Genomic DNA, 25,385 nt, shown 5'->3' with positions numbered 1-25,385 from the left:
CATTGGCCTTTTAGGGCGAATTGCGATTTCAGTAGTGAATTTGGGCAATGGCCGGTTCGGTTCGTTTGCCCGAGTGCGCGTCAGGGTTCATGTATTCGACAGGGGAATCGTGCGACGATCCCCTGCATCGGACCAACCGGGAGGCGAAGGAATGCGCGAGGTGCGTTGGGCGTCGCTCGAGGGCGACGGGGTCGAACATCTGACGTTCGACCGGAGTGGCGGCGGCATCGTCGTCGAAAGCGCGGTGGTCGGCCAGCGGTACGGCCGCGCATACGGGCTCGCGTATCGTGTCGAGTGCGATCCGCACTGGCGCGTGACATACGCGGTGCTCAAGGTGATGGGCGGCGGCACGCTGGAACTGCACGGCGACGGCGCCGGGCACTGGCGCGACGGGTCAGGCCGGGCGCTGCCGGAACTGGACGGCTGCGTCGACATCGACATCGCGGCGACGCCGTTCACGAATTCGCTGCCGATCGGCCGCCTTGGTCTTGCGCGCGGCGAGCGGCAGCCGATCGACGTCGCATACGTCTCGACGCCGGACCTGAAGGTGACGCCGGTCAAGCAGGCGTATACGTGCATCGAGCCTGGCCGGCGCTACCGCTACGAAGGCATTTTCCGGAACTTCACGGCGGAAATGGACATCGACGCCGATGGGCTCGTGATCGATTACGAAACGCTGTTCAAGCGCCTGCCGGCGCTGACGGGGCGTTGAATGGTGGCGTTCGTTACCGCCGGCCTTTCATGTGCCGCCGCGAACCGGTCGATCCGCGCCGCGATCAACTCCGGATTGCGCATGACGATCCAGTGCGCGCCGTCGATTTCCTCGCGCACGTGGTCGCCGAGCCAGCGATCGAGATCGACCGACATTTCGGGCGTCACGTAGCGGTCGCGCACCGGCACGAGGATCTGCACCGGCGCCTGCGCATACCGCTCGCGCGGCTTTCTCGCCCGCGCGAGGAAATTCGCGCGGTAAAGCTGCAACCCGTTCAGCGCGTTCTTCAACTGCGCCGGGTCGCGCTCCGGCCGCACGCGCTCGGTCAGCTGCAGCCAGCGCGGCCACAGCGCGGCGCCGCCGAGGCGCCACACCAGCGACGGCACGACCGGCAGGTGGAAGAACGCGATGTACCACGACTTCAGGCTTTGCCGGAGCCGCATCTTCGCGCGGAACACGTGGTCGAGGCATGGGCCGGAGATCGACGTGTACGACGCGATCCGGCCGCGGAACGCGGGATCGGTCACGGCCTCCCAGCACTGGATCGACCCCCAGTCGTGACCGACCAGATGGAACGGCCGGTCGCCGCAGGTCGCGTCGGCCACCGCCTTCAGGTCTTCCGCGAGCCGCGCGAGCGTGTAGTCCGCGCGGCGGCGCGGCGCATCGGAAGCGCCGGCGCCCCGCACGTCGTACGCGATCACGCGATAGCGCTTCGCGAGCCGCGCGCGGACCGATGCCCATACGGCCGCCGAATCGGGATAACCGTGCACGAGGATCAGCGGCGGCGCGCGCCGCGGTCCGCTGACGTAGACGGCGAGTTTCACGTCGCCGGAGCGGACGGTCAGCATCTCGTGTGCGCGCGCCATGACGTCATGCCTGCGGAACCGGATGCAGCGGCACGCGGCGCGGGGCGGCCTGTGCGGCATGGCGCGCGTTGGTCGCGTCGATGTTCGCGAGCAGCGTGTCGAGCCCCTGCAGGTACTGATGGTTGTCGTGATCCCATGGATGGAAGCCCGGGCGGAAGTAGTCGAGCCATTCGCGCGCGATGCTCGGGAACACGCCGTGCCTCGGGCTGTACAGGTACTTCACGAGGCGCCACATGCCGCCGAACCTGCCGTGTTCGCGACGGTGCGCGCGCATCAGGCGAACGTGGAAGTCGAACACGATCGTCCAGAACAATACCGTCGTCGTGAGCATCGTGCCCGTGCGCAGCAGGTAGCTGCCGAGGCCGGGTTTCATCACGGCGTTCCATACATCGTACGACACCGCCTTGTGCTCGGTTTCCTCCATCGCGTGCCACATCCACATCTGCTGATAGCCTTCGACCGATCCGTCGATCCGGTGTTCGTGGCCCGACAGCAGCTGGTTCGCGAGGATCGCCGTGTAGTGCTCGAGCGCGATCGTGATCGCGAGCTGCATCGAATGCGGCAGCGTCTTCTTGAAGAAGCCGAGGATCGTCCACAGCCGCTTGTCGAGCTTGTGCGCGGGCAGGCCGGACGACTGCAGCAGGTCGTTGTACTCGATGTGCTCGCGCGTGTGCATCGCTTCCTGCCCGATGAAGCCGAGCACCTGCTTCTTCAGCTCCGGATCCTCGATGCGGTCGCGGTAATTGCGCACCGAATCCATGAAGAAGCGCTCGCCGGCCGGGAACAGCAGCGACAGCGCGTTCATGAAGTGCGTGACGGGCACGCCCTGGACGTGCCAGTCCTTCGCGCGTTCGGGCGGCAGCGCGAAACGGATGTCGCGCCGCACCGGCATCATGTTCGGGGTCGTCATGATTGTTCTCCTCCCTGATTGCCTGCATTGTTGTAGGTGGCGTGAAGCGGTGCGGCCGCCGGTGCGCCGTAGCGGGCAGCCGCGCGGCGGGCCTTCGCGGCCTCGCGGCGCGTCGCGAGCACGACGAGCGCCTGGTACGCGGCCGGCAGGGTGCGCGCCATCCAGTCCGCGGCCTTCGCGTCGCGGCCGATCAGCACGCGGCGCTTGTTCTTGCGCACGCCGGCGAGGATCGTGCGCGCGGCGTCGTCGGCGGTCGTGATGAAGAACTTCTCGAAGCTGTCCTTGCCTTGCTGCTCGCTCTCGACGATGAAGCCGACCATGTTCTTCGCGACGCGGCTCGATTGCGCGATGTTGGTGCGGATGCCGCCCGGATGCACGCAGGTGGCCGACACGCCGCACTTCATCATGTCGAGTTCCTGCCGCAGCGATTCGGTGAAGCCGCGCACCGCGAACTTGGTCGCGTTGTAGCCGCTCATCCCCGGCTGCGCGAAGATTCCGAAGATGCTCGACGTGTTGATCACGTGACCGTCTCCCGATGCCTTCAGGTGCGGCAGGAACGCCTTCGTGCCATGCACGACGCCCCAGAAGTTGATGTTCACGATCCACTCGAGATCGCCGTATTCCATTCCTTCGATCGTGCTCGACAGCGCGACGCCCGCGTTGTTGAAGATGAGGTTGACCTTGCCGTGTTCCTGCGCGGTGTCGTCGGCCCACGCGAACATCGCGTCGCGGTCGCCGACGTCGAGCACGCGCGTCGACACGCGCACGTTAGGCGCGATCGCGCGGACGATCCGTTCGGTTTCGGCGAGGCCGACGCCGTTCTTGTCGGCGAGCGACACGTGGCAGCCGGCCTGCGCGAGCTGCACGGCGAGCGAGCGGCCCATGCCCGAGCCCGCGCCCGTGATCGCGGCGACCTTGTTGGCGAAATCTCTCATGTCGGTGGCTCCTTGTCTGACTCAGGCCGCTTCGGCGGAAGCGGAAGCGGCGGGCGCGACGGCGGGCCGCGCGCTCGCGTCGTGGTGCGGCGCGCGATACGCGTGGTAATCGGCGATCGAGAAGTGCGCGGTCGCCTGGCGGAAGCGCCAGGTGAAGCCCGGCCACAGCGTCGTGTTCTTGCCGGTGCGCGGATCGAGGTACCAGCTCTTGCAGCCGCCCGTCGACCAGATCGCCTTCTTCAGCTTGCCCTGCAGGTCGCTGTTGAACTGCGCCTCGACGAGCGGGCGCACCTCGATCGCATCCGCGCGTTCGCGGCGCATCGCGTTCAGCGCGCCGAGGATGTATTCGATCTGCGACTCGATCATGAACACCATCGAGTTGTGGCCGAGGCCGGTATTCGGGCCGACGATCATGAAGAAGTTCGGATAGCCCGGCAGCGTCGTGCCGAGATACGCGTGCGCGCCGTCGCGCCAGGCGTCGACGATGTCGAGGCCGCCGCGGCCGACGATCGCGCCGCGCGGAAACGGATCGGCAACCTGGAAGCCCGTGCCGTAGATCAGGCAGTCGACTTCGTGACGCTTGCCGTCGGTCGTCACGACCGCGTCGGCTTCGATATGGTCGATGCCGGTCGTGATCACGTCGACGTTCTTGCGCGACAGCGCCGGGTAGTAGTCGTTCGAGATCAGCACGCGCTTGCAGCCGAGCGTGTAGTTCGGCGTGACGGTCTTGCGCAGTTCCGGATCGGGAATCTGCTTGCGGATATGGCGCAGCGCGAGCTTCTGCACGTTCTTCATCAGCGACGGATGGATCGCGAAGCCGAGCACGCGCGATTCGAGCATCCAGTAGATGCTGCTGCGCACCGCCTTCTGCGTGAACGGCAGCGTGCGGAACAGCCATTTCTCGAAGCCGGTCAGGTTGCGGTCGGGCTTCGGCATGATCCACGGCGGCGTGCGCTGGAACAGCGCGAGTTCCTTCACGCGCGGTGCGATCTGCGGCACGAACTGAATCGCGCTCGCACCGGTGCCGATCACCGCGACGCGCTTGCCTTCGAGCGCGTAGTCGTGATCCCACTGCTGCGAATGGAACGCGCGCCCCTTGAAGTTCTCGACACCGGGAATCGCCGGCAGCGCGGCGCGCGACAGCCCGCCCATCCCCGACACCAGCACGCGTGCCGACAGCCGCTTGCCGTTCGCGAACGTGAGGCGCCAGCGTTGCGCGGCCTCGTCGTATTCGGCGCGCTGCAGCTCGTGGTTCAGGCGCAGGTGCGGGCCGACGCCGAAGCGCTGCACGCAGTCTTCCAGGTAGGCGCGGATCTCGGGCTGCGGCGCGAACATGCGCGTCCAGCGCGGGTTCGGCGCGAACGAGAACGAATAGACGTGCGATTGCACGTCGCAGGCACACCCGGGGTAATGGTTGTCGCGCCACGTGCCGCCGACCGACGCGGCCTTCTCGAGCACGACGAAGTCGGTTACGCCTGTCTGCCGCAGGCGAATGGCCATCCCGAGACCGGCGAAGCCGGTGCCGATGATGGCGATGTCGGTGGTTTCGTCCGGGCCGAAAGGCAACGTGCGAGCATTCATCCGGGTGTCTCCGATTTGGCTCATTTTAGAATGTTACATTGTTTGATGTAACGATAGTGGATGAACCCGGAGACCGCAAGAGACTAGAAGCGGCGCTCTAAGGGCCGGAAACCGCGTGGGAAAAGGCTCAGCGGGGTTTGGAACGGAGCGATTTCCGCATTGCGGAATGTACGGAAACGGCCGTCGGCAGGGCGGGAGAGGCGGGAGACGAGGCCGTCGACGCACGGCGACCTGTTTGAAACGCTATCGGGGACGGATCGAACGGGCGGCCGTCTCATGGAAAACCCCGGCGACGATCGTGACCTGCGCGAGCGCATAGAGGCCCCAGATCAGGTAGTCGATGCCGGGAAAGCCGCCGAGGAAGCGCCCGACGCCGATCAGCGTGTCGGAGCCCACGAAGACCAGGCTGCCGACGGCGACCAGCGGGCCGTGCGTGCGGGCCGCGAGCGCGAAGCTCGCCATCGCGCACAGCACGAGCATATAGACGGCGACCGGCGCGAGCAGCTCGCCCAGGTGCGGAAGAAATGCCGCGTAGAACGCCGGCGCGGCGATCCACAGCCCGATCAGCGCGAGGATGCGCCAGCCGTGCGGCCGCGCGCGCCAGTGCACGAAGATCGCGCAATAACACAGATGCGTGAGCAGGAACGCGCCGAGGCCGAGGACGAACGACAGCGGCCAGTCGGGCAGTGCGAGCAGCACATCGCCGAACACGGCCGTGGCGAGCGCCGCGCACAGCCACGCACGTTCGCGCGGTGCCGCGCAGGTGCTGCCCGCTGCCAGCAGCAGGATGCCCATCGCGGCTTTCGCGACGGCCTGGCCGGGATAGGGCGCGGCGGCGAGCGACAGGCCGTACAGCAGCGCGGCGGCGACCGCGAGCGGCCAGAGCCGGCGATAGGTGGCGGGAAGCGTGGCGATCAAGGCGGGTGTCTCCGGATTGTTGTTGTCCGCGGTGGACGGCGCGCCGTCGTGGGCGCGGCTGCCGGCCATTATCCGGAAGAACGGGCAGGTAAAAACCGGCGAATCCTTCTAGGCGCGGCACGGTGGCGGTGCGTCGGTGCAGCGATGCCGGCCCGGGCCATGCGGCGCCGGTGCACCTGCCGCCGTGCCGGTCGTTCCGATGCGTTCGCTCCGGTCGAACGATGACAACGCCGGGATTTCGGCTTGCTATCATCGCCGCGTATCGACGTTGTTCTGCCCGGCCGCGCTTCAGGGTTCGCAGGCCGGCGCGACGGCCGCGCCCGGCGAGGGCGTGCCGCCGCGTTTTCAATGAATCCGTGCCGGGTCCCACCAGCGCACCCGATGCAGTGGCTGGGCCCGGTCCTCATGACCAACAGGTTCGACATGACCGAACTGCTCCACGGCGACGGCGCGATCCGTCGCACGACGCCATACGGCTCCTCGATCGAAAACACCTATGCGGGCGTACTGTCGTTCATGCGCCGCAACTATTCGCGCGTGCTCGACGGCGTCGACGTCGCGATTTCCGGCGTGCCGCTCGACCTCGCGACGACCTATCGCTCGGGGGCGCGGCTCGGGCCGGCCGCGATCCGCGCGGCGAGCGTGCAGCTCGCGGAACTCAATCCATATCCGTGGGGCTTCAATCCGTTCGACGATCTTGCGGCCGTCGATTACGGCGATTGCTGGTTCGATGCGCACAATCCGCTGTCGATCAAGCCGGCGATCGTCGAGCATGCGCGCACGATCCTGCGCTCGGGCGCGAAGATGTTGACGCTCGGCGGCGATCACTACATCACGTATCCGCTACTGGTCGCGCACGCGGAGCGCTACGGCAAGCCGTTGTCGTTGATCCACTTCGATGCGCACTGCGATACGTGGGCCGACGACGAGCCGGACAGCCTCAATCACGGCACGATGTTCTACAAGGCGGTGAAGGAAGGGCTGATCGATCCGGCGACGTCGGTGCAGGTCGGCATCCGCACGTGGAACGACGATTTCCTCGGGATCGAGCGGCTCGATGCCGCATGGGTGCATGAGCATGGTCCGCGCGCCGCGGTGGAGCGGATCGTCGACATCGTCGGCGCGCGGCCCGCGTATCTGACATTCGATATCGACTGTCTCGATCCGGCGTTCGCGCCCGGCACCGGGACGCCGGTCGCAGGCGGGTTGTCGTCCGCGCAGGCGCTCGCGATCGTACGCGCGCTCGGTGCGGTGAATCTGATCGGCGCGGATGTCGTCGAGGTTGCGCCTGCTTACGATCACGCGGACATCACCGCAATCACCGCTGCGCATGTGGCGTGCGATTTGCTGTGCCTGTGGCGGCAGAAGAAGGTGGCGGGGCGTTGAGGCGGGGCAGGCCGGTGGGCACGGCGACGTAATGCAGAAGGCCGGCGAGCCGCCGGCCTTCTTTCATGTGTTGCGCGTAACGGCGGCGGATCGATGGCGGTGGGTGGAATGCTTGTCGCGCATTTCCCGTGGATGGCGCTTCCCGACCCGGCGCGGCCTACCTGACCACAGTGATCGCGGAGGATGGGATTGCGCTGAAGGGATCGTGCTCGAGTCCGACTGCGCTGCCCTCCGATTTGCATGGTGTTGCCATTAACCCCGCGTGTCGACCCAGTTGCGTGCCCAGCGTGCCGAGTGTTGCAGCGCCTGTTTTTCGCTCGGGAAGTAATCGAGTGAATAGAACTGGTAGCGGCCTTCGCCGTACGAACTATCCGTGCGTTCGAGCAGCAGGTTGGATGAAAAGCTACCGTCGGGCAAGCGATGCGCCGAGGGCTGGACGGCATAGCCGTTGTACTGTTGAATTCGTTTGTGTTGCATTTTAATTTTAATGATGTTCGAGTGCGCGCGTGCCGTGCGAAATGTGCACAGATTCAAAGCCATTGCGAGCTGAATCTAAAGCGATCGGAAAGCGCAAAAATGGCGTTGCTGCCGGAGGGGAGAGTGAAGTGCAACGAGGCATGTGGCGCGTGGCAGGCATGCTGAACAAACAGATTCAGCCAAGAGCGGTCGCGCCAACTTTAGGAGACAACGCTCCGTGAGGGTGTCGCTGCGACCCGGCATCCGTCGCGGGAGGCCGGGCCCTTCAAACTTACAGCGGCGTGATGTTGGCCGCTTGCAGACCCTTCGGGCCTTGCTTCGTTTCGAAGCTCACTTTCTGATTTTCAGCGAGCGTCTTGAAGCCGTCGGTCCGGATTTCGGAGAAGTGAGCGAAAAGGTCGTCGCCGCCCTTGTCCGGTGTAATGAAGCCAAAGCCTTTGCTGTCGTTGAACCACTTGACGATACCGGTATCCATGATAATTCCTTGAGAAAACAATACGAAGATTAGCTCTGTTGAAGAGCGCTTGAAGCGTCAAGGAGGGAGAGGACAACGAATACCGCTGGGGGAGCGAGAAATTGATGAACAGCAATCGGACTTCTTGGACTTCGACGTACACACTAACCTCCGGCGATTTTGGAGTCAATGGTTATCTTGTAACTGTGTTACTTGGCAGTCCGTTTGAGGCCAGGAAGGCTGGCCCGACGCATAGCCGACGCGGAGAGAAACACTCCGACCCTGGTTGTAGCCTAATGCATCCCTTCCGATGTGCGTTTCCTGGAGTAGATGGCCCCCGTCGGCCTGTTCCAAATGTGCAGCGCGTCGCGTGACTTCGCCGCCAGCGCCGTTGCCACGCGCTTGTCCGTCCACGCGTTATCCGCGACGCTCAGCTTCTGCGGAATCAGCTTCGCGGCGTGGAACGCATCGGCCACACCCTGCTGCACCGCGACGATCTTCTCGTCGACCGGCACCGCACCGAACGGCACGCGCTTGATCCACGTTTCCACGAGTGGCAGCGGCAGCCCGACCTTCGGCGCGATCAGCGCGGCGGTTTCAGCCGGGTGCCCGTTGACCCACAGCCCCGTCTCACGCGTCTGCTTCAGGATCGCGCCGACCACGTCGGCATGTTGCTCGGCAAAATCACGCGTTGCCTCGTAGAAGTTGTTCGCGGGCGTGAGGCCCGTGTAGTCGGACAGCGTGCGGATCTTCAGCGAATTCTGGGCGGCCGCGTAGTACGGGTCCCACACGGCCCACGCGTCGACGCTGCCGCTCTCGAACGCGGCGCGCGCGTCGGCGGGCGGCAGGTACACGGGGCTGATTTCGTCGTAGCGCACGCCGGCCTTCTTCAGCGCTTCGAGCAGCAGGTAGTTCGCGCTCGAGCCTTTCTGCAGCGCGACCTTCTTTCCGCGCAGGTCGGCGAGCGAGCGCACCGGCGAATCGGCTTTCACGAACACGGCTTCGTTGTGCGGCGCCGGCGGTTCCGCGCCGACGTACACGAAGCGCACGCCGGCCGCCTGCGCGAACACCGGCGGCGGCGCGCCCGTATAGCCGAAGTCGATGCTGTTCGCATTCAGCGCTTCGAGCAGTTGCGGGCCGGCGGGAAATTCGAACCACTGGACGTTGTAGCCGAGCGGCTTGAGGCGCGCTTCGAGCGACCCCTGCGCCTTGATGACCGACAGCAGGCCGGCCTTCTGGTAACCGATGCGCACGACCTTGTCGGCGCCGCCCTGCGCGAACGCCGATGTGGCTGCGACGGCGACGAGCGCCGTCGCAGCGGCGCGGGTGATCCAGCGGGTGAAACGAATCATCGAACGGACTCCATGCGAAACGTCTTCGGGGAGCGGCGCGTGCCGCTCGGTTGGAAGAATCGTCGCATGGGCGGTCGGGCCCGCAAACGAAGCATTGCCGATATGAATATGACGCCGGCGGTCCTATGCTTTGTCGCCGCCGCCTTGCGGATCCGGCGTGCCGGCCTGGCGCGCGGCTTCGTCGCTGAGCTTCTTGTCGAGGATCGTCGCGACGCGGCCGCCGAGATAGGCGCTTGCCGCGGTCTCGAGCGCGCGGTTCGTCTCGCCTTCGACGAACACGGCCGCGAGCGGGCGCAGGCGCCAGATCGCGTCGACGAGCGCGGGCACGTCGGTGACCGGCGGCAGCGTGCCGGCGTCGTAGCGATCGAGCCGCTTCACGACGAGATCGACGAGCAGCCGCGCGATCGCGTCGAAATGCGGCCGCGCGAGGCTGATCACGTCGAGCAGCTCGCGCGGCGGGATGCCTTCCTTCGTCATCGCGGCGGCTGCTTCGAGCAGCGCGGGGCTTTTCGCGACGAACGACAGGCCGCGCCGTTCGAGCAGCCCGAGTTCGGTCACGCGCGACAGTTGCGACGCCGTCTGCGGGCCGAACATCTGCGCGAGTTGCGCGAGCGAATAGGTCTTCGGCAGTTCGTGCGACCAGCGGCCGCCGATCGCGTTTTCCAGGCCGAGGATCGAGCGCAGGTCGTGCCCCTCGTCGATCGCCATGATCAGGTCCTGGATGTTCGACAGCGTGTAGCCGCGCGCGAGCAGGTGGTTGATCAGCTTCAGGCGGGCGACGTGCGTGTCGTCGTAGATGCCGACGCGCCCGCGCTTCTCGGGCGGCGCGAGCAGTCCGCGATCCTGGTATGCACGGACGTTGCGCACGGTCGTGTCGGACACGCGCGCGAGTTCGTCGACCGTGTACTCGTTGCGGGAATCCGGTGCGGCCTCGTCTGGCATGGTTGGAGTCTGTTTTGGCATGCGGCCATTCTAGCGCGACGCGACGGGCTCGGGAGGGGCAGGAAGGGCGCGTGCGCCGTCGCCGAGCGCACGCTGCATCAGCGCGGTATCGATCCAGCGGCCGTGCTTGAAACCGACCGCCTTCAGCACGCCCGCCGGCTCGAAACCGAACGCGCGATGCAGCGACGTCGAGCCGCCGGTGCCGCCGTCGGCGATCACCGCGATCATCTGCCGCCACGGTCCGGCCTCGCACCGCGCGATCAGCGCCGCGAGCAGCGCGCGGCCGATGCCGCGGCCGCGCTGCGCGTCGTCGATGTAGATCGAATCCTCGATCGTGTGGCGATACGCGCTGCGTGTGCGATACGGCGTCGCATACGCGTAGCCGGCGATGCGCCCGTCGCATTCCGCGACGAGATAGGGCAGCCCGTGACGCAACACCGCGTCGCGGCGCGCGCGCAGTTCGTCGACGTCGGGCGGCGTCTCCTCGAACGACGCGACGCTGTGGCGCACATGGTGTGCGTAGATCGCGTGAATGGCGGCGAGATCGGCATCGGTCGCGTCGCGGACGACGCAGGCGGGGGCGGCGGGCATGGTGGCGGAGCGGGCGAACGAAACCGTTACTATGCCCGCCGCGAGGCGGCGCCGTAAAGGCATGGGTCGCGTCGCGCGGTCGCGAGAAGCCGAGCCTACAGATGGCCGTCCGCGTCGCGAACCGCGTCGGCGATTGCGTCCGCGACGCGTTGCACGCGCGGCGAGCGCCGTACGTCCGGGTGGACGACGAGCCAGATCTCGCGCTCGACATCGCAACGGGGCGCGGACGTCAACTCGACGAGCGCGGCGGCGGTCGACAGCGACGGATCGGCCAAAGCCGGCGTGCCCGCGTCCGCCTCCGTCGCCGACGTGTCGACGAGAAAGCGCGGCAGCAACGCGACGCCCGCGCCGGCCACGCACGCACGATGCAGCGCGGCGAGGTCGTTGGCGATGAACGCGAAGCGGCGCCCGGCCGCGAAGCGCTCGAGCCATTGCTGCTGCGGCATTTGCGCGAGTGCATCGTCGTAGCCGAGGAATGCCCAGGTGTCGGGCGGCGCGGCGGCCCAGTCGGGCGACGCGCAGAGCGCGAAGCGCATCGTGCCGAGCCGGCGCGCGGCCAGCCCCGGCTCGCTCGGCCGCGACAGGCGCACCGCGAGGTCGGCTTCGCGCGCGTACAGATTGGCCGCGTGCATCTCACCCATCAGGTCGATCCGCAGCGCGGGCCATGCGCGCTGCGCGCGGGCGAGCCGCGGCGCGAGAAAGTGGCTCGCGAATACCGGCGACGCCGACACGCGCACGACACCGTCGAGCGACGCCGCCCCCTGCGCGGCGCGTGCGAACGCATGCACGTCGGCTTCGACGCGCGCGGCATGCTCGGCGAGGTGCAGGCCTTCGTCGGTCGGCGGCCAGCCGCGCGGCAGCCGGTCGAACAGCCGGATGCCGAGCGCGGACTCCAGCGCATCGATGCGCCGGGCGACCGTCGAGTGCTGCACCTGCAGCGCCCGCGCAGCGGCCGACAGGCTGCCGCCGCGCATCACCGCCAGGAAATGGCGGAGGTCGTCCCAGCTCATCGGCGGCGCGGGCGCCGGCGTCGGATCGGTCGATTTGTGCACGATAGATGGGCGAGAAACGGGAATTCCGATCGATTATGCACGATGGGATGATCGTGTCACATCATTCGATTGCGAGGAACGTCATGATTCAAACTGCCACCGCCACCCGGATCGGGCTCGACCGCTACGGCGACGCCGGCGTGCTGCGGCGCTTCGATGCGCCCGTCGCGCCGCCCGGCTCAGGCGAAGTGCGGATTCGCCAGACCGCGGTCGGCGTGAATTTCGTCGACATCTATTTCAGGACCGGCGCGCATCCGTTGCCGGCACTGCCGGACGCGCTCGGCGTCGAGGCGGTCGGCGTGGTCGATGCGGTCGGGCCCGGCGTGACGGGGCTGGCCCCGGGCCAGCGCGTCGCGTATGCGGGGCTGCCGACCGGCAGCTATGCGAGCCTGCGCACGCTGCCTGCCGAGCGCGTGGTGCCGGTGCCCGACGGCGTGAGCGACGACGCGGTCGCGGCCGGGCTGCTGAAAGGCATTACCGTCTACATGCTGCTGCACCGTGTGCGCCACGTGGGGGCTGGCGACACCGTCCTCGTGCACGCGGCGGCAGGCGGCGTCGGGTTGCTGGCGACGCAGTGCGCGCGCGCGCTCGGCGCGCGGGTGATCGGCACGGTCGGCTCGGCCGCGAAGGCGGCACTGGTGCGCGCGCAAGGGGCGGAAGTGGTGGTCGACTATCGAGAGGAGGATTTCGTCGCGGCGGCCCGTGCGTTCGGCGGCGGCGCGGGCGTCGACTATGCGATCGACGGGATCGGCGGCGACGTGCTGACGCGTACGCTCGGCGCGGTTCGGCCGTTCGGGATGGTCGCGAGCATCGGGCAGGTTGCCGCGATCGGCGCCCGGCAGACGATCGACCTCGACGAACTCGGCCCGGCCCGCTCGATTGCGCTGGCGCGGCCGAGCGTGCTGGGTTTCATCGCGCGTGACGTGGCGGGGTATCGCGAGGCGGCGCACGCGACGCTCGAACGGCTCGCGGACGGGATGCACGTGGAGATCGGCGCGCGGCTGCCGCTCGAGCAGGCGGCCGACGCGCACCGCTTGCTGGAATCGCGACAGACGACGGGCGGGGTGGTGCTGGTGCCGTGACGGCGGACCGCGCGTCCGTGAACGGTCGTCTCGCGAGCAGGCGGCGGTGCCACGGTGCCGCTGCGTGCCCGCCGATCAGTGATGCTCGCGCAGCGGCGTCCTCTCGACGAACCACGCGAGCACGAAGGCGATTGCGATCACGCCCGCGGCCGAGAGATACACCACGTGCAACGACCCGGCGAACGCATGCAGGTACGCATCGCGCACCGCATCCGGCAACTGGTGGACGGCCGCCGGGCCGAGCGCGGGCGGCAGCTCCGTGCCGGCCGGCAGCGCCTGCGTGATCCGCGACTGCAGCCCGTGCGAGAACAGCGCGCCGAACGCGGCGACGCCGAGCGAGCCGCCGATCGAGCGGAACAACGTCGCGCCCGACGTCGCGACTCCCATGTGCCGGAATTCGACCGTGTTCTGCACCGCGAGCGTGAGCACCGGCATCACCATGCCGAGCCCGACCCCGAGCAGCGCCATGTACGCGTACATCGTGTGCAGCGGCGTGTCGAGCGACAGCGTCGAGAGCAGCGCCATCGCGATGCCGCCGATCAGCGTCCCCGCGATCGGGAACGGCCGATACGTGCCGAGCCGCGAGATCAGCCGGCCGCTCGCGACCGACATCGCGAGCATCCCGCCCATCATCGGCAGCAGCTGCATCCCGGCCTGCGACGGCGTCGAGCCCTTCACGACCTGCAGATAGAGCGGAATGAACGTGACCGAACCGAACAGCGCGATGCCGACGACGAAGCCGATCAGGCTCATCAGCACGAAGGTGCGCTGGCGGAACAGTTCGAGCGGCATGATCGGCTCCGCCGCGAGCCGTTCCTCGTAGATGAAGCCGCCGACCGCGACGATGCCGAGCACCAGCGTCATCCACAGCTGCGGCGACGACCACGGCAGCAGCGAGCCGCCTTCGCTCGTGAAAAGGATCACGCAGGTAAGGGCCGTCGCGAGGAACGCGGCGCCCATGTAGTCGATCCGGTGCTTCACATGCGCGGTGTGCGGCCGGAACGCGATGCCGATCACCGCGAGCGCGACGAAGCCGAGCGGCAGATTGATCGTGAAGATCCAGCGCCACGACAGATGTTCGACCAGGAAGCCGCCGAGCAGCGGCCCGACGATCGTCGCGAGGCCGTACACGCCGCCGAACATCCCCTGATAGCGCGCCCGGCGGTCGGGCGGCACGAGGTCGCCGATCGCGGCCATCGTGACGACCATCAACCCGCCGCCGCCGAGCCCTTGCAGCGCGCGCAGCACGATCAGCTGCGTCATGTCCTGCGCCATGCCGCACAGCGCGGAACCGGCGAGAAACAGCACGATCGCTGCCTGCAGCACGATCTTGCGGCCGTACAGGTCGCCGAGCTTGCCGTACAGCGGCAGCACGACCGTCGACGACAGCAGGTACGCGGTGACGACCCATGACAACTGGTCGAGGCCGCCGAGCTCGCCGACGATGGTCGGCAGCGCGGTCGACACGATCGTCTGGTCGAGCGCGGACAGCAGCATGACGAGCAGCAGCGCGGCCACGATCAGCCCGGTCGGCGCGTCGCGGCGGGCCGCTTCGGCGGCCGGTGGGGCAAGGAGGGTATCGGTTCTCATCGAGATATCTGCCATGGCAGGGAATTGATCGGAATATAGAGGTAAGTCATTGCCTGGTCAATTTCTGCCGAGCCTTGATTTGTTGCATCGGTAACAGAAGATTGCCGACCGGAAAATTGATCGCGATCAGCCCGACAAAGGGCCGGGCTCAAGTTTTTTGCAGGCAAACCGTAATCCAGAGTGCCGCGGACCGATTGCCGCGGCACTCTTTACCGCTCACGTCCCGTCATGAACCTGAACGCCCTGTTTTCCCGCTTCTCGATCCGTACGCGGATTTTTTCCACGCTCGGCCTCGTCGCCGCGCTGCTCGTCGTATCGGGCCTGATCGGCCTGACCGGCATGCAGAGCTCGAACCGTGCGCTCGACGAGGCCTATACGCGCCAGCTGGCCGCGAAGACCGCGCTGTCCGCCGCGAGCCTGAACCTGACGATCGTGCGCACAACGCTCGACCGCGCGCTGCTGCATCCCGAGGCGCCGGAAGTGGCCGATCTCGTCAACAAGGCCGAGAACTATCTCGCGAAGGCCGATGCCGCGTGGCGCACCTACGCGACGATGCCGCACGACGGCGATGAAGGCCCGCTCGCGACGCGGCTCGACACCGCGCGCCAGGCGCTGATCGGACAAGCATTGAAGCCGATGATCGACGCGATCCGCGCGGGCCATCGCGACGATGCCGACCGGCTGCTGATGACGGTCGCGCCGCCGCTGTCGGTCGCGCTGACGCAGGCGACCGATGCCCTCGACGCGTACCAGGCCGCGCGCGGCAAGGACGTCTACGACACCGCGCAGACCTATTACGGCTGGATGCGCGCGGGCGCGATCGCCGGCATTGCGTTCGGTCTCGCCGCGTGCCTCGGCTGCGCGATCGGCCTGCATTTCGCGATCACGCAACCGGTGAACCGTCTGCTGTCGCATTTCCGCCGCCTGTCGGACGGCGACCTGACGTCGGAAGTGCGCTGGTCGTCGCGCGACGAGATGGCCGAGCTGGTCAAGGGCGTGACGGGCATGCAGCGCAGCCTCGCCGATACGGTGCGTCAGGTCACCCAGGGCTCCGAAGCGATTTCGACCGCGACGCACCAGATCGCTGCCGGCAACACCGACCTGTCGCAGCGCACCGAGGAGCAGGCGTCAGCGCTGCAGGAGACGGCCGCGAGCATGGAGCAGCTGACGGCGACCGTGAAGCAGAACGCCGATCACGCGGTCGAGGCGCAGGTGTGCGCGGACAATGCGAGCGAGATCGCGACGCGCGGCGCGACGGTCGTCGGCGAAGTGATCGGCACGATGAACGAGATCGACCAGAGTTCGCAGAAGGTGGCCGACATCATCGGCACGATCGAGGGTATCGCGTTCCAGACCAACATCCTTGCGCTGAACGCGGCGGTCGAAGCCGCGCGTGCGGGCGAGCAGGGCCGCGGCTTCGCCGTGGTCGCGGGCGAGGTGCGCACGCTCGCGCAGCGCTCGGCGTCGGCCGCGAAGGAGATCCGCACGCTGATCGGCGAGTCGGTCGAGCGTGTCGCGACGGGGTCGCGGCTGGTCGGCGTGGCCGGCGCGACGATGCAGGACATCCAGCAGGCGATCGGTCGCGTGACGGGCATCATGACCGAGATCGCGGCCGCGTCGAACGAGCAGCGCGACGGGATCGAGCAGGTGAACCGCGCGGTGTCGCAGATGGACCAGGTGTCGCAGCAGAACGCGGCGCTGGTCGAGCAGGCGGCGGCGGCCGCTGCTTCGCTCGAGGAGCAGGCCGACGGGCTGCGCCGGGCGGTGGGGGCGTTTCGCGTCGCGTGACGCGCGGCGGGCGGGGCGTCAGTTTCCCGCGCGCCCGCCGCCCGCTGACCGCCGCGTCAGCCGCCCGTGAGCTGCGCGGCCGAGCGCGCCGACGCGACGAGCAGCAGCTTCATCGTCGCGCGTGTCGCGCCGACGAACAGCTTGCGGGCCGCGCGCGCATCGAACGTGTCGAAGTCGATCTCGGTGAGGATCACGCACGGTGCGGACTGCCCCTTGAAGCGATAGATCGAATCGAGCAGCACGTCGCCTTCGCGATATTCAGGGTTGCCGAACAGGTCGTACTTGCCCGTGAAGCGCTTGACCCGATGCGGGCCGAGCTGGTCGAGCCGCGCGAGCACGGAGCTTTCGCGGCCGCGATACGACAGCACCGCGATGTCCTGCTTGCGGAAGCCGAGCGACAGCGCGTGCGTGATCGCGCGCTTGGTCGCGTCGATGCATGCGTCGGCGAGCGCGTCGCCCGCAGCGCCGTTTTCCCCGTATGACGACACCGCCGGATCGGAACCATCGAACGGGCTGCCCGAGCGCAGTTCGGCCGCGAGCGGCTCGATGCGGCCGACCACGTCGCGCACGAATTCGAGCAGGTCGCGCGGGCTGCGGTAGTTCGTCAGCGCCTTCAGCGTGACCCAGCCCGGCAGCGCGACGGGTTCGCGCAGATAAAGGTTCTGCAGCGGGTCTTCCAGCCACCACCATGCGCCGTTCGGTGCCAGCAGGCGCTCCAGGGCCGCCGCCCACGGTGCGTGGAAATCCTGTCCCTCGTCGACGATCAGTACATCGAAGCGCCAGCGTTCCGGCACCGGCGCTTCCGCGAAGCGCGCCTCGAGCCGCTCGAACGCGCCGGGCGCGTCGAAGTCGGGCGTATAGCCGCCGTCGCGGGCCACCCAGTCGCACAGCTGATGGTAGTTCGCGATGTTCGCGCCGGGCGGCGCGATGCGCGCGATGTAGTCGGCGAGCGGCCGGTTGAAGCACACATAAAGCACGCGCTTGCCGGCCGCGACTGCGTCGCGCATCACCTGCACGGCGAGCTGCGTCTTGCCCGACCCGGCGGTGCCCGTCACGCGCAAGCGGAACGGCGTGAACTCGAGCTGGCGCGCCCATGCGGCGAGCCCGCCCGACAGCCGCGTGACGAGCGTGCCGGCCTGCCCGACGAGCGCGCTCGTGTCGGGCGTGAGCGCCAGCTCGTCCGCGAGGAAATGATGCAGCTTCGCAGCGTTCGGCAACGGTTCGTCGTGCTCGGGCAGGATCTGCAGGATCGCCTGCGCGAGCTGCGCCTTGCGCGATGCGTCGACGATGCGGTCGGCCGCGACGCCGGCGATCGCGGTCTCGCGGATCGAGTAGTCGGGGCAGTACAGCAACGCCTCGACGCCGTAGACACCGGCGCCGAGCGCGGCGGTCAGCCGCCGGTGCAGCGTCTCCTGCGTGCGCGCGAGCTGGATCGGGACGTTGCGCTCCTTCTGCAGGTAGACCTTCACGAGCCCCTTCGGCGTCTCGCGCAGAAAGCCGGCTTTCTGCTCGATCAGCAGTACGCGGCCGGCCGGGCTCACGACGACGAACGCCGCTTCGCCGAACACCGAGAAGCCCTGGTCGGCACGCGTCCAGTGCACGCCGTGATAGACGGTGTAGCTGTCCGGCAGCGCGTGTTCGAGGGCGGCAAGCGTCTCGCGCTCGCGTTCGGCCGCACCGGTGGCGGCGAGGCTTTTCCAGTCGTCGGGAATGAGGCGGGCCATGAAGTCGGGCGGCGCAGGCCGGTCGTGAACAGGGTCCGGCTATTGTACTGAGGAACCTGTTCACGGCCGCCGCGCCGCGCGGGCGCCGGCCATGCGAAAGAGGAGGCGTGCGTGCGGGAATTACCCGCGTGCGAGCCGCTTCGCGAGATCGGCGCTGAGGATCGCCATGCGCGCGGGTTTTTCGTAGCAGACGACGTCGAATGCGCGGATCACTTCGCTGATGTCCGCTTCGCTCGCGCGGCCCGTGAGCAGGTCGCCCGTCAGCACGAAGATCGGCGCGCCCGGATTGTCGGACGTGCGCACCGCCTTGATCGCGGTGGCGGCCGTGCTGTCGTCGAACAGCCATTCGGTGACGACCGCGTCGAACGCCTGGCCTTGCAGCGCGTCGACGAATGGCGCGAGACCGTCGAATGCGGCGGTTGCGAAACCCTGCCGCTCGAGATAGCGGCACAGCTCGGTCGCGCTGACGCGATCGGGATCGATCACCGCGACGACGAGCTTGTCGCTCTCCGCACGGCGCGGATAGATCTCGATCTTGTGCACGTCGTAGGCGTTCTGGTACAGCACGCCCGTATGGCGCAGCACGCGCCAGCGGCCGTTCTGTTCGTACGCGACGAACTCGGGGCGTGCGCCGGCTTCGAGCGGCGCGCCGATCCAGGCGGTGCACGGAATTTCGGCGACACCGGCATACAGGACGGCTTCCTGCGAATAGGCGCCGACCATGCCGGGGTCGAGTGTCTGCGCGCCGAACAGTTGAGCGGCGGGCTCGCCGTACGCTTCGGCGACTTTCTTGATCTGCGCGAGCGTCCAGGGGCTGCTGCCGCGCAGTTTGCGGTGACCCTGCGAAAAGCTCAGGTCGAGGATGCGGCACAGCTCGGTGGTTTGCTGGCGCTTGCCGATGCCGTTGCGAGTCATCAACTCGCGCACGCGCTCGGCAACCGCGAGGGAATCCGTGGTGATTGCTTCAGTGGTCATGCTACGGGAACGGATCGTGACGTTCAGAACGACGCCTTGCGGCAGTCTCGGCGGACAGTCTTGACGACGTCCAGGGGGCGAGCCGACCGGCCACGCGCGGAAAAGATAACTTTACCGCAAAACGACTGTTATTCCATGTCGCGAAAGGTGCGTTTCTGTGAAAGGTGTGTCACGACGTTACGCGCGACCCTGCGGCGTGTGCCGCGCGCCGCTGGCCCGTTCGCAACCTTCAGGCGCGGATCGCGAGGGGCCGGGACACGATTCCTCGCCTGGCGGTACGTAATTGCGTCGCGCTGCAGACGAAATGCACCAGAGCAGGGCGCATGCGTGACCGGACTGCGGCATCGCGTCACCCTGACGGCGACAAATTTTTACAGGACGCCGTGCGTGCGGCTCGACGGAGCCGCATCTTATACGCGGATCGTTTGACGGTTTACTCTAAAAAAACGATGCTGCCCCGTTTCAGCAGCCGGCGTGAATGCGGCGCGGGCGCATGCTACGATTCCTCCGTCTCAAAATAGTGTTTGAAGCAATGCAGAAGAAATTTGTGATGCGCGGGTACGAGATGAACTGCGAACCGCGCGTGACGGAGGACGGCAAGTACGCCGCCCAGGTCGAGGTCACGAAGCTGGGTTTCAGCCGCGAGGCGGCATTCCGCAAGCTGGGCGAATTCGATACGGAAGCGGATGCCGTCGCCTATGCGAAGAAATTCTCCGAGGAGTGGCTGAGCCGCTACGCGTAGCGCATCGTTCGCCCGCGCAGGACGGGCACGCTCATTCAGGGCGAAAAGCACGTCGGATGTTCCGAATGCTCGGCGTGGGTGGCATTGGCAAAGCACCGCAAGATCGTCGGCTCCACGGCCGCCAGCGTTCGATCTGTTGAGAAGTGCGAACCGATACGTCGACGCACGCGCCGGCGCGGCTCTCGGCTCTCGCTCAATGGCGGCCGGATGCAATCGACCTACGCCGGCATGTACGTGAACGGTTCGCCGTCCTCGCGCTCGACCGACACCAGCCGCTTGAGTTGATCGAGCGCGAACAACTGCTTTCCTTCCGCCGCCGCTTCGGCTATCGCGGCATCGACGAGTTTCCTCGCGCGCGCGAGGATCACGGATCGCTGGCGCGCGATCTCGAGCACCATCCGCTGCTCGATGTTCTGGCGGGTCGATTGCTTGTCGCTCAGGTGACGCCAGCGATCGCGAAGCTCCGCCCAGGTGACCCGCTGAAATTCCGGAATCGCGTGGGGGAGCGTGCCGGCTTCCGCGGGCTCCGGCCGTGCACGCAATGCACAGCGCAGCGCTTCGCGGGCGCGCCACTCATCCGAAAACGGCGCATACACGTCGCGCGTGCGGCCGATCGGATTCGCGCGTGCGATCTCCTTGTCGAGCAGATAGCCGAGCCGCCGCAGCGCGGAGCCATGCGCGAGCATGGCCGGATCGAGCACGCGGATCCGGCGCGACGCATCCGCGACGTGCGCTTTCAGTTCCCACAGCGTCAGGCGAAGGTGCTGCACTTCGAGTATCAGGCGTTGTACGTCTGCGTAGGTGCACTTCGTCCACCATTCGGTGAGGTCGTTCAGCTTCGGAGGATCGAATGGAGGGAGGATCATTTTTACTGCGGCAATACTGTATGGATGTACAGTTTATCGCGCGGTAACATAGCGCCGTCAAGGCGAAAAAATGGGGACGGCCGATGAGCAAAAACGACCGGCGGCAGGGCCGATGCCGGACCGTTCATCGAGCGTCCTGCACATTCGCCGGCCTTGTCCGGGACCCGACCGCCTGATCCGGTGCACGCCATCGCGAACGTCGATGGATGCGCCCGACGTATCGACGCCAACAGAGAACAATGACGACAACCTATCCGCTGCATGACGCATTGACGCATGCCGACACGGCGTTTCCGGCCGAAGCCGACATCGTGATCGCCGGCGCCGGCATCATGGGCTGCGCGGCCGCCTATTACCTCGGCCTGCGCGGCCTGAAGGCCGTCGTGCTCGACAAGTCGCGCATCGCCGGCCAGCAATCGACGCGTGCCTGGGGCTTCGTGCGGCAGCAGGGCCGCGAGTCCGCTGAAGTGCCGCTGATGATGGCCGGCATGCGGATCTGGGAAGGGCTCGAGCAGGCGCTCGGCTTCGATCTCGAATGGCGCCAGGGCGGTTGCCTCTATATGGCCGACAACGAAGACGACTGGGCATCGTTCCAGGCGTGGCTCGCCGTCGCACGCGAACACGGCCTCGACACGCGCACGCTGACACGCGCGGAAATCGACGCGCGCGTGACGGGCCTGTCGGCGCAAGCGCGCACGCTCGGCGGCCTGTATACGGCGACCGACGGGCAGGCCGAGCCGCGCCGTGTGGCCGCCGCATTCGCGGCGCGCGCGACCGAAGCCGGCGCGCGTTTCTTCGAAGGCTGCGGCGTGACTGCGATCGAGATGGCCGGCGGCGCGGTCGTCGGCGTCGTGACCGAGCGCGGCACGATCCGCACGCGGCGCGTGATCTGCGCGGCCGGCGCGACCAGCTTCCGGCTGCTCGACGGCGTGGGCATCCGGCTGCCGCAGCAGGCCGTGCGCGGCACCTGCATGCGCACCAACGTGCTGCCCGACGTGTCCGCATCGACTATCTGGGGGCACGGCCTCGGCATTCGGCAACGCAGGAACGGCACGATCAATCTCGCCGACGACATGCAGGTCGACGTCGACCTGACGCTCGGCCATCTGCGCGGTTTGAGCCTGTTCTGGCCGGAGTTCTGGTCTCAGCGCGAGAAGTTCCGGCTGCATCTGAATGCGGCGGCGTGGCGCGATGCCTGCGCGCGCATCGGCGGTGGCGGCGGCCCGATCGAGCCGCGCGATCCGCAGCCGCAGCCGAATCGCGCACATGCGCCGCGCGCGCTCGCGAAGCTGAAGGCGATCTTTCCCGCGCTGAAGGACGCGCAGATCGTCGAGGCATGGGCCGGTCTGATCGACGTGCTGCCCGACGGGATTCCGGTGATCGACGCGCCCGGCACGCCGTCCGGGCTCGCGATCGCGACCGGCTTCTGCGGGCACGGCTTCGCGATGGGGCCGATCGTCGGGCGGCTGCTGGCCGAATGGGTCGATACGGGCGCGCCGTCGCTCGACCTGTCGGCGTTCCGTGCACGGCGTTTCGCCGACGGGACGATGGTCCGGCCGCGCAGCATGCTGTAGCGGACGTGCCTGCGTGTTCCCGTCGTAGAATCGAGCCCGCAATCTTCAGGAGATTCCCCGTTGGCAACACCCTCCGACAAGCGCCGCCCGTTGCGCGCACGCCTGCGTCGTGCCCGCGACCCATGGCGGGCGCCGCGTGCGCGCACGCTGTTCACGCGTCCGGCGACCTCGCCGCGGCGCACGCTGCTGTTCCGTCTCGGCGCGGTCCTGGTGCTGTGCGTGCTGGCGTTTCTCGTGCTGTATCTCGATCGCGACGGCCTGCGCGATTCGACCAAGAGCACGCCGATGAACGTTGCGGACCTCGTGTACTTCACGATGGTCACGGTCGCGACGGTCGGCTACGGCGACATCGTGCCGGTCACCGCGCGCGCACGTCTGATCGATGCATTCTTCATCGTGCCGATCCGCATCGGCATCTGGTTCATCTTCCTGGGCACGGCATATCAGTTCGTGATCCAGCGCGTCATCGAGGAATTCCGCATGAAACGCCTGCAGAAGCAACTGTCCGATCACATCGTCGTATGTGGCTACGGCCTGTCGGGGTCGATCGCCGTGCGCGAGTTGCTCGAAAGCGGCGTCGATCCGTCGACGATCATCGTGATCGATGCGCAGCAGCAGGCGCTCGAGGCCGCGACTTCGCTCGGCGTGACCGGGCTGCTCGGCGATCCCGCGCACGAGGATCTGCTGCAGCAGGCGCAGGTGCGCGCAGCGAAGGCCGTGATCATCTCGGTGACCGACGACCCGACCGCGATCCTGTTGACGCTGTCGGTGCGCAGCATCGCGCCGGAGACGAAGATCGTCGTGCGGATCCAGGAGAACTTGTACCAGCGGCAACTGCGGCAGGCGGGCGCGGACGTGATCGTGTCGTCGACGAAGATCGGCGCGCTGCTGCTCGCGGATGCGGTGCATAGCCGCTACATCGTGCCGTTCGTGAACGACATGCTGTCGACGCGCGGGCGGGCGACGCTGCTGGAGCGCGAGGCATTGCCGCACGAGATCGGCTGCATGACGAACGTCGTGCCGGGTGCGATCGTCGTCGGGCTCGATCGCTGCGGGAAGATCCATTCGTTCTACGAGGATCCGCCTTGCCGGATCGAGGCGGGCGATACGCTGGTCGTGATCCAGTCGGCGAGGATTCCGGACCCGGACGTGTGAAGGACGGATGGGCAACACGCGGCATCGCATGCCACTGGCGCGCCGTGACCGTTGCATCCCCGCTTGATATGCCACCGCGCGTTATTTAGTATGAAGTAATCGCGTCGTGCGCCGCGCATGAGCGTGATCATCGAGGAGACACATGCAATTCAGGTCGGCGGCTCCCCAGACGATCGTCGCGATCGGTATCGTGATCGCCTGCGCGCTCATGGGTCTGTGCGTGCTGCAATTGTTCCAGAGCCGCAACGACGCGCTCGAGCGGGCGAGCGAAACTTCTCGCAATCTGGGACTGATCGCCGAGCGCGACATCGAACGCAATTTCGAACTCTACGACCTGTCGCTGCAGGCGGTCATCGCCCGGCTTCAACGTCACGACGTGATGGCGGCGCCTGCGAGCCTGCGGCGCGCGGTGCTGTTCGATAACGCGATGACGGCACAGTTTCTCGGCTCGATGCTGGTGCTCGACGCCGGCGGCAACATCGTCCTCGATTCGGCCAACGACGTGCCGCGCCACGGCAATTTCGCCGATCGCAAGTACTTCACCGTTCACCGCGACAATCCGGATGCAGGGCTCTATGTCAGCGACCCGTTCACGTCCCGCCTGCGGGGTGGTTCGCCCAGCATCGGGCTCACGCGGCGGATCTCGAACCCCGACGGCTCGTTTGCCGGCATCGTGCTCATCGCGGTCAACCTCGAGTATTTCCATCACCTGTTTGCCGGCCTGTCGCTCGGACAACATGGATCGATCTCGTTGATCGGCAACGACGGCGTGATGGTGATGCGTCAGCCGTACGACGTCCACACCATTGGTCGCAACATCAGCCAGGCCGCGACGTTCAAGCGGTTCCAGGCCGCGCGTGAGGGCGTGTTCTCCGAAACCTCGGTGCTCGACGGCGTGCGTCGTCTCTACTACTTCAGGCACTTGCCGAAGCTGCCGCTGATCATCATGGTCGCGGAAGCGGAGCAGGATATCTATGCGGCATGGCGGCACCGGGCCATGACGATCGGCGCGCTGGTGGCGACGTTCGGCGCCGCGTTCATCGCGGTGTCCTTCATGCTCGGCACGCAGCTCCGGCACCGGATCCGCGCCGAGTCGGAACTCGTGCTGCTCGCCCGCACCGATGGCCTCACCGGCCTGAACAATCGCCGCAGCTTCGCGGAAGTGCTGGATCGCGAATGGCGTCGCGCGCGGCGGGCGCGATCGGTTTTCTCGTTGCTGTTCGTCGATGTCGATCGCTTCAAGGCCTACAACGATACCTACGGCCATCAGGCGGGCGACGACGCGCTGGCTGCGGTGGCACGCTGCATCGGCGACAACATCCGCCGGCCCGCCGATACCGCGGCCCGCTATGGCGGAGAGGAATTCGTCGTGCTGCTCCCCGATACGTCCGAGCCGGGCGCCGCCCAGATTGCCGAGCGGATTCGCGCGGCGATCGACGGGCTGCCGCTCGAACACGCCGGCAGCGAACACGGGCACGTCACGGCCAGTATCGGCCTGGCGAGCTGGACGCCCGAGCACGATGGGGAGGCCGACGCCGTGATCAAGGCTGCCGACGAGGCGTTGTACTACGCGAAAGCGACCGGCCGGAACAAGGTCGTCGCCTTTCAGCCGCCTGCATGACGCGCATCACGACGTGCGGCCGGAAGACTTCGTGACGTACACCAGGCGTTGCCGACGCACGTAAAACAAGTTCGCCGCGATGTCGGCCTTCG

The 25,385-nt window shown here is 67.2% G+C and carries 23 protein-coding genes and 1 pseudogene; 9 read left to right on the top strand and 15 right to left on the bottom strand.

Features of this window, described 5'->3' with window-relative positions:
- Positions 1-151: 151 nt before the first annotated feature.
- Complete coding sequence (locus tag ACV22W_RS12815; protein ID WP_448019603.1) at positions 152-712, top strand: putative glycolipid-binding domain-containing protein; 561 nt, start codon at positions 152-154, stop codon at positions 710-712.
- Here the strand turns inward: ACV22W_RS12815 and ACV22W_RS12810 are convergent.
- The 5 genes from ACV22W_RS12810 to ACV22W_RS12790 form a co-directional block, all read right to left on the bottom strand.
- Entirely contained in the window at positions 667-1,578 is a 912-nt protein-coding gene (locus ACV22W_RS12810; protein WP_448019602.1) for an alpha/beta fold hydrolase, read from the bottom strand. The genes ACV22W_RS12815 and ACV22W_RS12810 overlap by 46 nt on opposite strands.
- A 4-nt stretch (positions 1,579-1,582) precedes the next feature.
- Complete coding sequence (locus tag ACV22W_RS12805) at positions 1,583-2,488, bottom strand: metal-dependent hydrolase (protein ID WP_448019600.1); 906 nt, start codon at positions 2,486-2,488, stop codon at positions 1,583-1,585.
- On the bottom strand, positions 2,485-3,423 hold the full coding sequence (locus tag ACV22W_RS12800; protein WP_448019598.1) for an SDR family NAD(P)-dependent oxidoreductase: 939 nt from the start codon (positions 3,421-3,423) through the stop codon (positions 2,485-2,487). Before ACV22W_RS12800 ends, ACV22W_RS12805 begins: the two co-directional genes overlap by 4 nt.
- A gap of 21 nt (positions 3,424-3,444) precedes the next feature.
- Positions 3,445-5,004, bottom strand: coding sequence for a flavin-containing monooxygenase (locus ACV22W_RS12795; RefSeq protein ID WP_448019597.1), 1,560 nt, complete (start codon positions 5,002-5,004; stop codon positions 3,445-3,447).
- 243 nt (positions 5,005-5,247) lie between these two features.
- Positions 5,248-5,922 (bottom strand): lysoplasmalogenase, encoded by a 675-nt coding sequence (locus ACV22W_RS12790; RefSeq protein ID WP_448019596.1) that lies wholly within the window; start codon positions 5,920-5,922, stop codon positions 5,248-5,250.
- Between ACV22W_RS12790 and ACV22W_RS12785 the strand changes: the two genes are divergently transcribed.
- Both ACV22W_RS12785 and speB read left to right on the top strand, forming a co-directional pair.
- Entirely contained in the window at positions 5,912-6,034 is a 123-nt protein-coding gene (locus ACV22W_RS12785) for a hypothetical protein (RefSeq protein ID WP_448019594.1), read from the top strand. The two genes, ACV22W_RS12790 and ACV22W_RS12785, sit on opposite strands and share 11 nt — an antisense overlap.
- A 311-nt stretch (positions 6,035-6,345) precedes the next feature.
- Positions 6,346-7,308: an agmatinase gene (gene speB, locus ACV22W_RS12780; RefSeq protein ID WP_448019593.1), complete on the top strand. Its 963-nt coding sequence runs from the start codon at positions 6,346-6,348 to the stop codon at positions 7,306-7,308.
- A 252-nt stretch (positions 7,309-7,560) separates the two neighbouring features.
- On the opposite strand, the gene ACV22W_RS12775 is transcribed toward speB, so the two are convergent.
- From ACV22W_RS12775 to ACV22W_RS12750, 6 genes and pseudogenes are all read right to left on the bottom strand, one after another.
- A complete protein-coding gene (locus tag ACV22W_RS12775) occupies positions 7,561-7,785 on the bottom strand; it encodes a hypothetical protein (protein ID WP_448019723.1) in 225 nt (74 codons plus the stop codon).
- Between the two features lie 271 nt (positions 7,786-8,056).
- Positions 8,057-8,260 (bottom strand): cold-shock protein, encoded by a 204-nt coding sequence (locus ACV22W_RS12770; protein ID WP_069749969.1) that lies wholly within the window; start codon positions 8,258-8,260, stop codon positions 8,057-8,059.
- A 353-nt stretch (positions 8,261-8,613) separates the two neighbouring features.
- Positions 8,614-9,591, bottom strand: a pseudogene (locus ACV22W_RS12765) (sulfonate ABC transporter substrate-binding protein); the annotation flags it as partial.
- A gap of 123 nt (positions 9,592-9,714) precedes the next feature.
- Positions 9,715-10,554, bottom strand: a complete 840-nt coding sequence (locus ACV22W_RS12760) for a MerR family transcriptional regulator (RefSeq protein ID WP_448019592.1) — start codon at positions 10,552-10,554, stop codon at positions 9,715-9,717.
- Positions 10,555-10,563: 9 nt separating this feature from the next.
- Entirely contained in the window at positions 10,564-11,124 is a 561-nt protein-coding gene (locus ACV22W_RS12755; RefSeq protein ID WP_448019591.1) for an N-acetyltransferase family protein, read from the bottom strand.
- A 95-nt stretch (positions 11,125-11,219) separates the two neighbouring features.
- Entirely contained in the window at positions 11,220-12,134 is a 915-nt protein-coding gene (locus tag ACV22W_RS12750) for a LysR family transcriptional regulator (RefSeq protein ID WP_448019721.1), read from the bottom strand.
- Between the two features lie 125 nt (positions 12,135-12,259).
- Between ACV22W_RS12750 and ACV22W_RS12745 the strand changes: the two genes are divergently transcribed.
- The gene (locus ACV22W_RS12745) at positions 12,260-13,258 is read left to right on the top strand and encodes a quinone oxidoreductase family protein (protein ID WP_448019590.1); all 999 of its coding nucleotides are present in this window, start codon (positions 12,260-12,262) and stop codon (positions 13,256-13,258) included.
- Positions 13,259-13,333: 75 nt separating this feature from the next.
- Here ACV22W_RS12745 and ACV22W_RS12740 read toward each other — a convergent pair whose 3' ends face one another.
- Positions 13,334-14,848: an MDR family MFS transporter gene (locus ACV22W_RS12740; protein ID WP_448019588.1), complete on the bottom strand. Its 1,515-nt coding sequence runs from the start codon at positions 14,846-14,848 to the stop codon at positions 13,334-13,336.
- 228 nt (positions 14,849-15,076) lie between these two features.
- Between ACV22W_RS12740 and ACV22W_RS12735 the strand changes: the two genes are divergently transcribed.
- On the top strand, positions 15,077-16,636 hold the full coding sequence (locus ACV22W_RS12735; protein WP_448019587.1) for a methyl-accepting chemotaxis protein: 1,560 nt from the start codon (positions 15,077-15,079) through the stop codon (positions 16,634-16,636).
- A gap of 56 nt (positions 16,637-16,692) precedes the next feature.
- Here ACV22W_RS12735 and ACV22W_RS12730 read toward each other — a convergent pair whose 3' ends face one another.
- Both ACV22W_RS12730 and ACV22W_RS12725 read right to left on the bottom strand, forming a co-directional pair.
- Positions 16,693-18,360 carry an ATP-binding domain-containing protein gene (locus tag ACV22W_RS12730; protein ID WP_448019586.1) on the bottom strand — a complete coding sequence of 556 codons (1,668 nt, stop codon included), beginning with the start codon at positions 18,358-18,360 and terminating at the stop codon, positions 16,693-16,695.
- Between the two features lie 120 nt (positions 18,361-18,480).
- Positions 18,481-19,335: a helix-turn-helix domain-containing protein gene (locus ACV22W_RS12725; RefSeq protein ID WP_059464640.1), complete on the bottom strand. Its 855-nt coding sequence runs from the start codon at positions 19,333-19,335 to the stop codon at positions 18,481-18,483.
- 532 nt (positions 19,336-19,867) lie between these two features.
- Between ACV22W_RS12725 and ACV22W_RS12720 the strand changes: the two genes are divergently transcribed.
- A complete protein-coding gene (locus ACV22W_RS12720) occupies positions 19,868-20,077 on the top strand; it encodes a hypothetical protein (protein WP_059464641.1) in 210 nt (69 codons plus the stop codon).
- Positions 20,078-20,295: 218 nt separating this feature from the next.
- Here ACV22W_RS12720 and ACV22W_RS12715 read toward each other — a convergent pair whose 3' ends face one another.
- Positions 20,296-20,943: a hypothetical protein gene (locus tag ACV22W_RS12715; RefSeq protein WP_448019584.1), complete on the bottom strand. Its 648-nt coding sequence runs from the start codon at positions 20,941-20,943 to the stop codon at positions 20,296-20,298.
- Between the two features lie 239 nt (positions 20,944-21,182).
- Between ACV22W_RS12715 and ACV22W_RS12710 the strand changes: the two genes are divergently transcribed.
- The 3 genes from ACV22W_RS12710 (at position 21,183) to ACV22W_RS12700 (ending at position 25,293) form a co-directional block, all read left to right on the top strand.
- Positions 21,183-22,517, top strand: a complete 1,335-nt coding sequence (locus ACV22W_RS12710) for an NAD(P)/FAD-dependent oxidoreductase (protein ID WP_448019582.1) — start codon at positions 21,183-21,185, stop codon at positions 22,515-22,517.
- A gap of 60 nt (positions 22,518-22,577) precedes the next feature.
- Positions 22,578-23,672, top strand: coding sequence for a potassium channel family protein (locus tag ACV22W_RS12705; RefSeq protein WP_448019581.1), 1,095 nt, complete (start codon positions 22,578-22,580; stop codon positions 23,670-23,672).
- A gap of 142 nt (positions 23,673-23,814) precedes the next feature.
- Positions 23,815-25,293, top strand: coding sequence for a sensor domain-containing diguanylate cyclase (locus ACV22W_RS12700; protein WP_448019580.1), 1,479 nt, complete (start codon positions 23,815-23,817; stop codon positions 25,291-25,293).
- Positions 25,294-25,385: the final 92 nt, after the last annotated feature.

The sequence above is a fragment of the Burkholderia sp. AW49-1 genome, from assembly GCF_053427845.1.
The sequence above is the reverse complement of the archived record's forward strand: the minus strand, read 5'-3'. Positions and strand labels throughout refer to the sequence as shown.

What these genes read in the sequence shown, in the direction of transcription:
- ACV22W_RS12815 (WP_448019603.1), top strand. Translation starts at nt 152, where the DNA reads ATGCGCGAGGTGCGTTGGGCGTCGCTCGAGGGCGACGGGGTCGAACAT.
- ACV22W_RS12810 (WP_448019602.1), bottom strand. Translation starts at nt 1,578, where the DNA reads ATGGCGCGCGCACACGAGATGCTGACCGTCCGCTCCGGCGACGTGAAA.
- ACV22W_RS12805 (WP_448019600.1), bottom strand. Translation starts at nt 2,488, where the DNA reads ATGACGACCCCGAACATGATGCCGGTGCGGCGCGACATCCGTTTCGCG.
- ACV22W_RS12800 (WP_448019598.1), bottom strand. Translation starts at nt 3,423, where the DNA reads ATGAGAGATTTCGCCAACAAGGTCGCCGCGATCACGGGCGCGGGCTCG.
- ACV22W_RS12795 (WP_448019597.1), bottom strand. Translation starts at nt 5,004, where the DNA reads ATGAATGCTCGCACGTTGCCTTTCGGCCCGGACGAAACCACCGACATC.
- speB (WP_448019593.1), top strand. Translation starts at nt 6,346, where the DNA reads ATGACCGAACTGCTCCACGGCGACGGCGCGATCCGTCGCACGACGCCA.
- ACV22W_RS12775 (WP_448019723.1), bottom strand. Translation starts at nt 7,785, where the DNA reads ATGCAACACAAACGAATTCAACAGTACAACGGCTATGCCGTCCAGCCC.
- ACV22W_RS12770 (WP_069749969.1), bottom strand. Translation starts at nt 8,260, where the DNA reads ATGGATACCGGTATCGTCAAGTGGTTCAACGACAGCAAAGGCTTTGGC.
- ACV22W_RS12760 (WP_448019592.1), bottom strand. Translation starts at nt 10,554, where the DNA reads ATGCCAAAACAGACTCCAACCATGCCAGACGAGGCCGCACCGGATTCC.
- ACV22W_RS12755 (WP_448019591.1), bottom strand. Translation starts at nt 11,124, where the DNA reads ATGCCCGCCGCCCCCGCCTGCGTCGTCCGCGACGCGACCGATGCCGAT.
- ACV22W_RS12750 (WP_448019721.1), bottom strand. Translation starts at nt 12,134, where the DNA reads ATGAGCTGGGACGACCTCCGCCATTTCCTGGCGGTGATGCGCGGCGGC.
- ACV22W_RS12745 (WP_448019590.1), top strand. Translation starts at nt 12,260, where the DNA reads ATGATTCAAACTGCCACCGCCACCCGGATCGGGCTCGACCGCTACGGC.
- ACV22W_RS12740 (WP_448019588.1), bottom strand. Translation starts at nt 14,848, where the DNA reads ATGAGAACCGATACCCTCCTTGCCCCACCGGCCGCCGAAGCGGCCCGC.
- ACV22W_RS12735 (WP_448019587.1), top strand. Translation starts at nt 15,077, where the DNA reads ATGAACCTGAACGCCCTGTTTTCCCGCTTCTCGATCCGTACGCGGATT.
- ACV22W_RS12730 (WP_448019586.1), bottom strand. Translation starts at nt 18,360, where the DNA reads ATGGCCCGCCTCATTCCCGACGACTGGAAAAGCCTCGCCGCCACCGGT.
- ACV22W_RS12725 (WP_059464640.1), bottom strand. Translation starts at nt 19,335, where the DNA reads ATGACCACTGAAGCAATCACCACGGATTCCCTCGCGGTTGCCGAGCGC.
- ACV22W_RS12720 (WP_059464641.1), top strand. Translation starts at nt 19,868, where the DNA reads ATGCAGAAGAAATTTGTGATGCGCGGGTACGAGATGAACTGCGAACCG.
- ACV22W_RS12715 (WP_448019584.1), bottom strand. Translation starts at nt 20,943, where the DNA reads ATGATCCTCCCTCCATTCGATCCTCCGAAGCTGAACGACCTCACCGAA.
- ACV22W_RS12710 (WP_448019582.1), top strand. Translation starts at nt 21,183, where the DNA reads ATGACGACAACCTATCCGCTGCATGACGCATTGACGCATGCCGACACG.
- ACV22W_RS12700 (WP_448019580.1), top strand. Translation starts at nt 23,815, where the DNA reads ATGCAATTCAGGTCGGCGGCTCCCCAGACGATCGTCGCGATCGGTATC.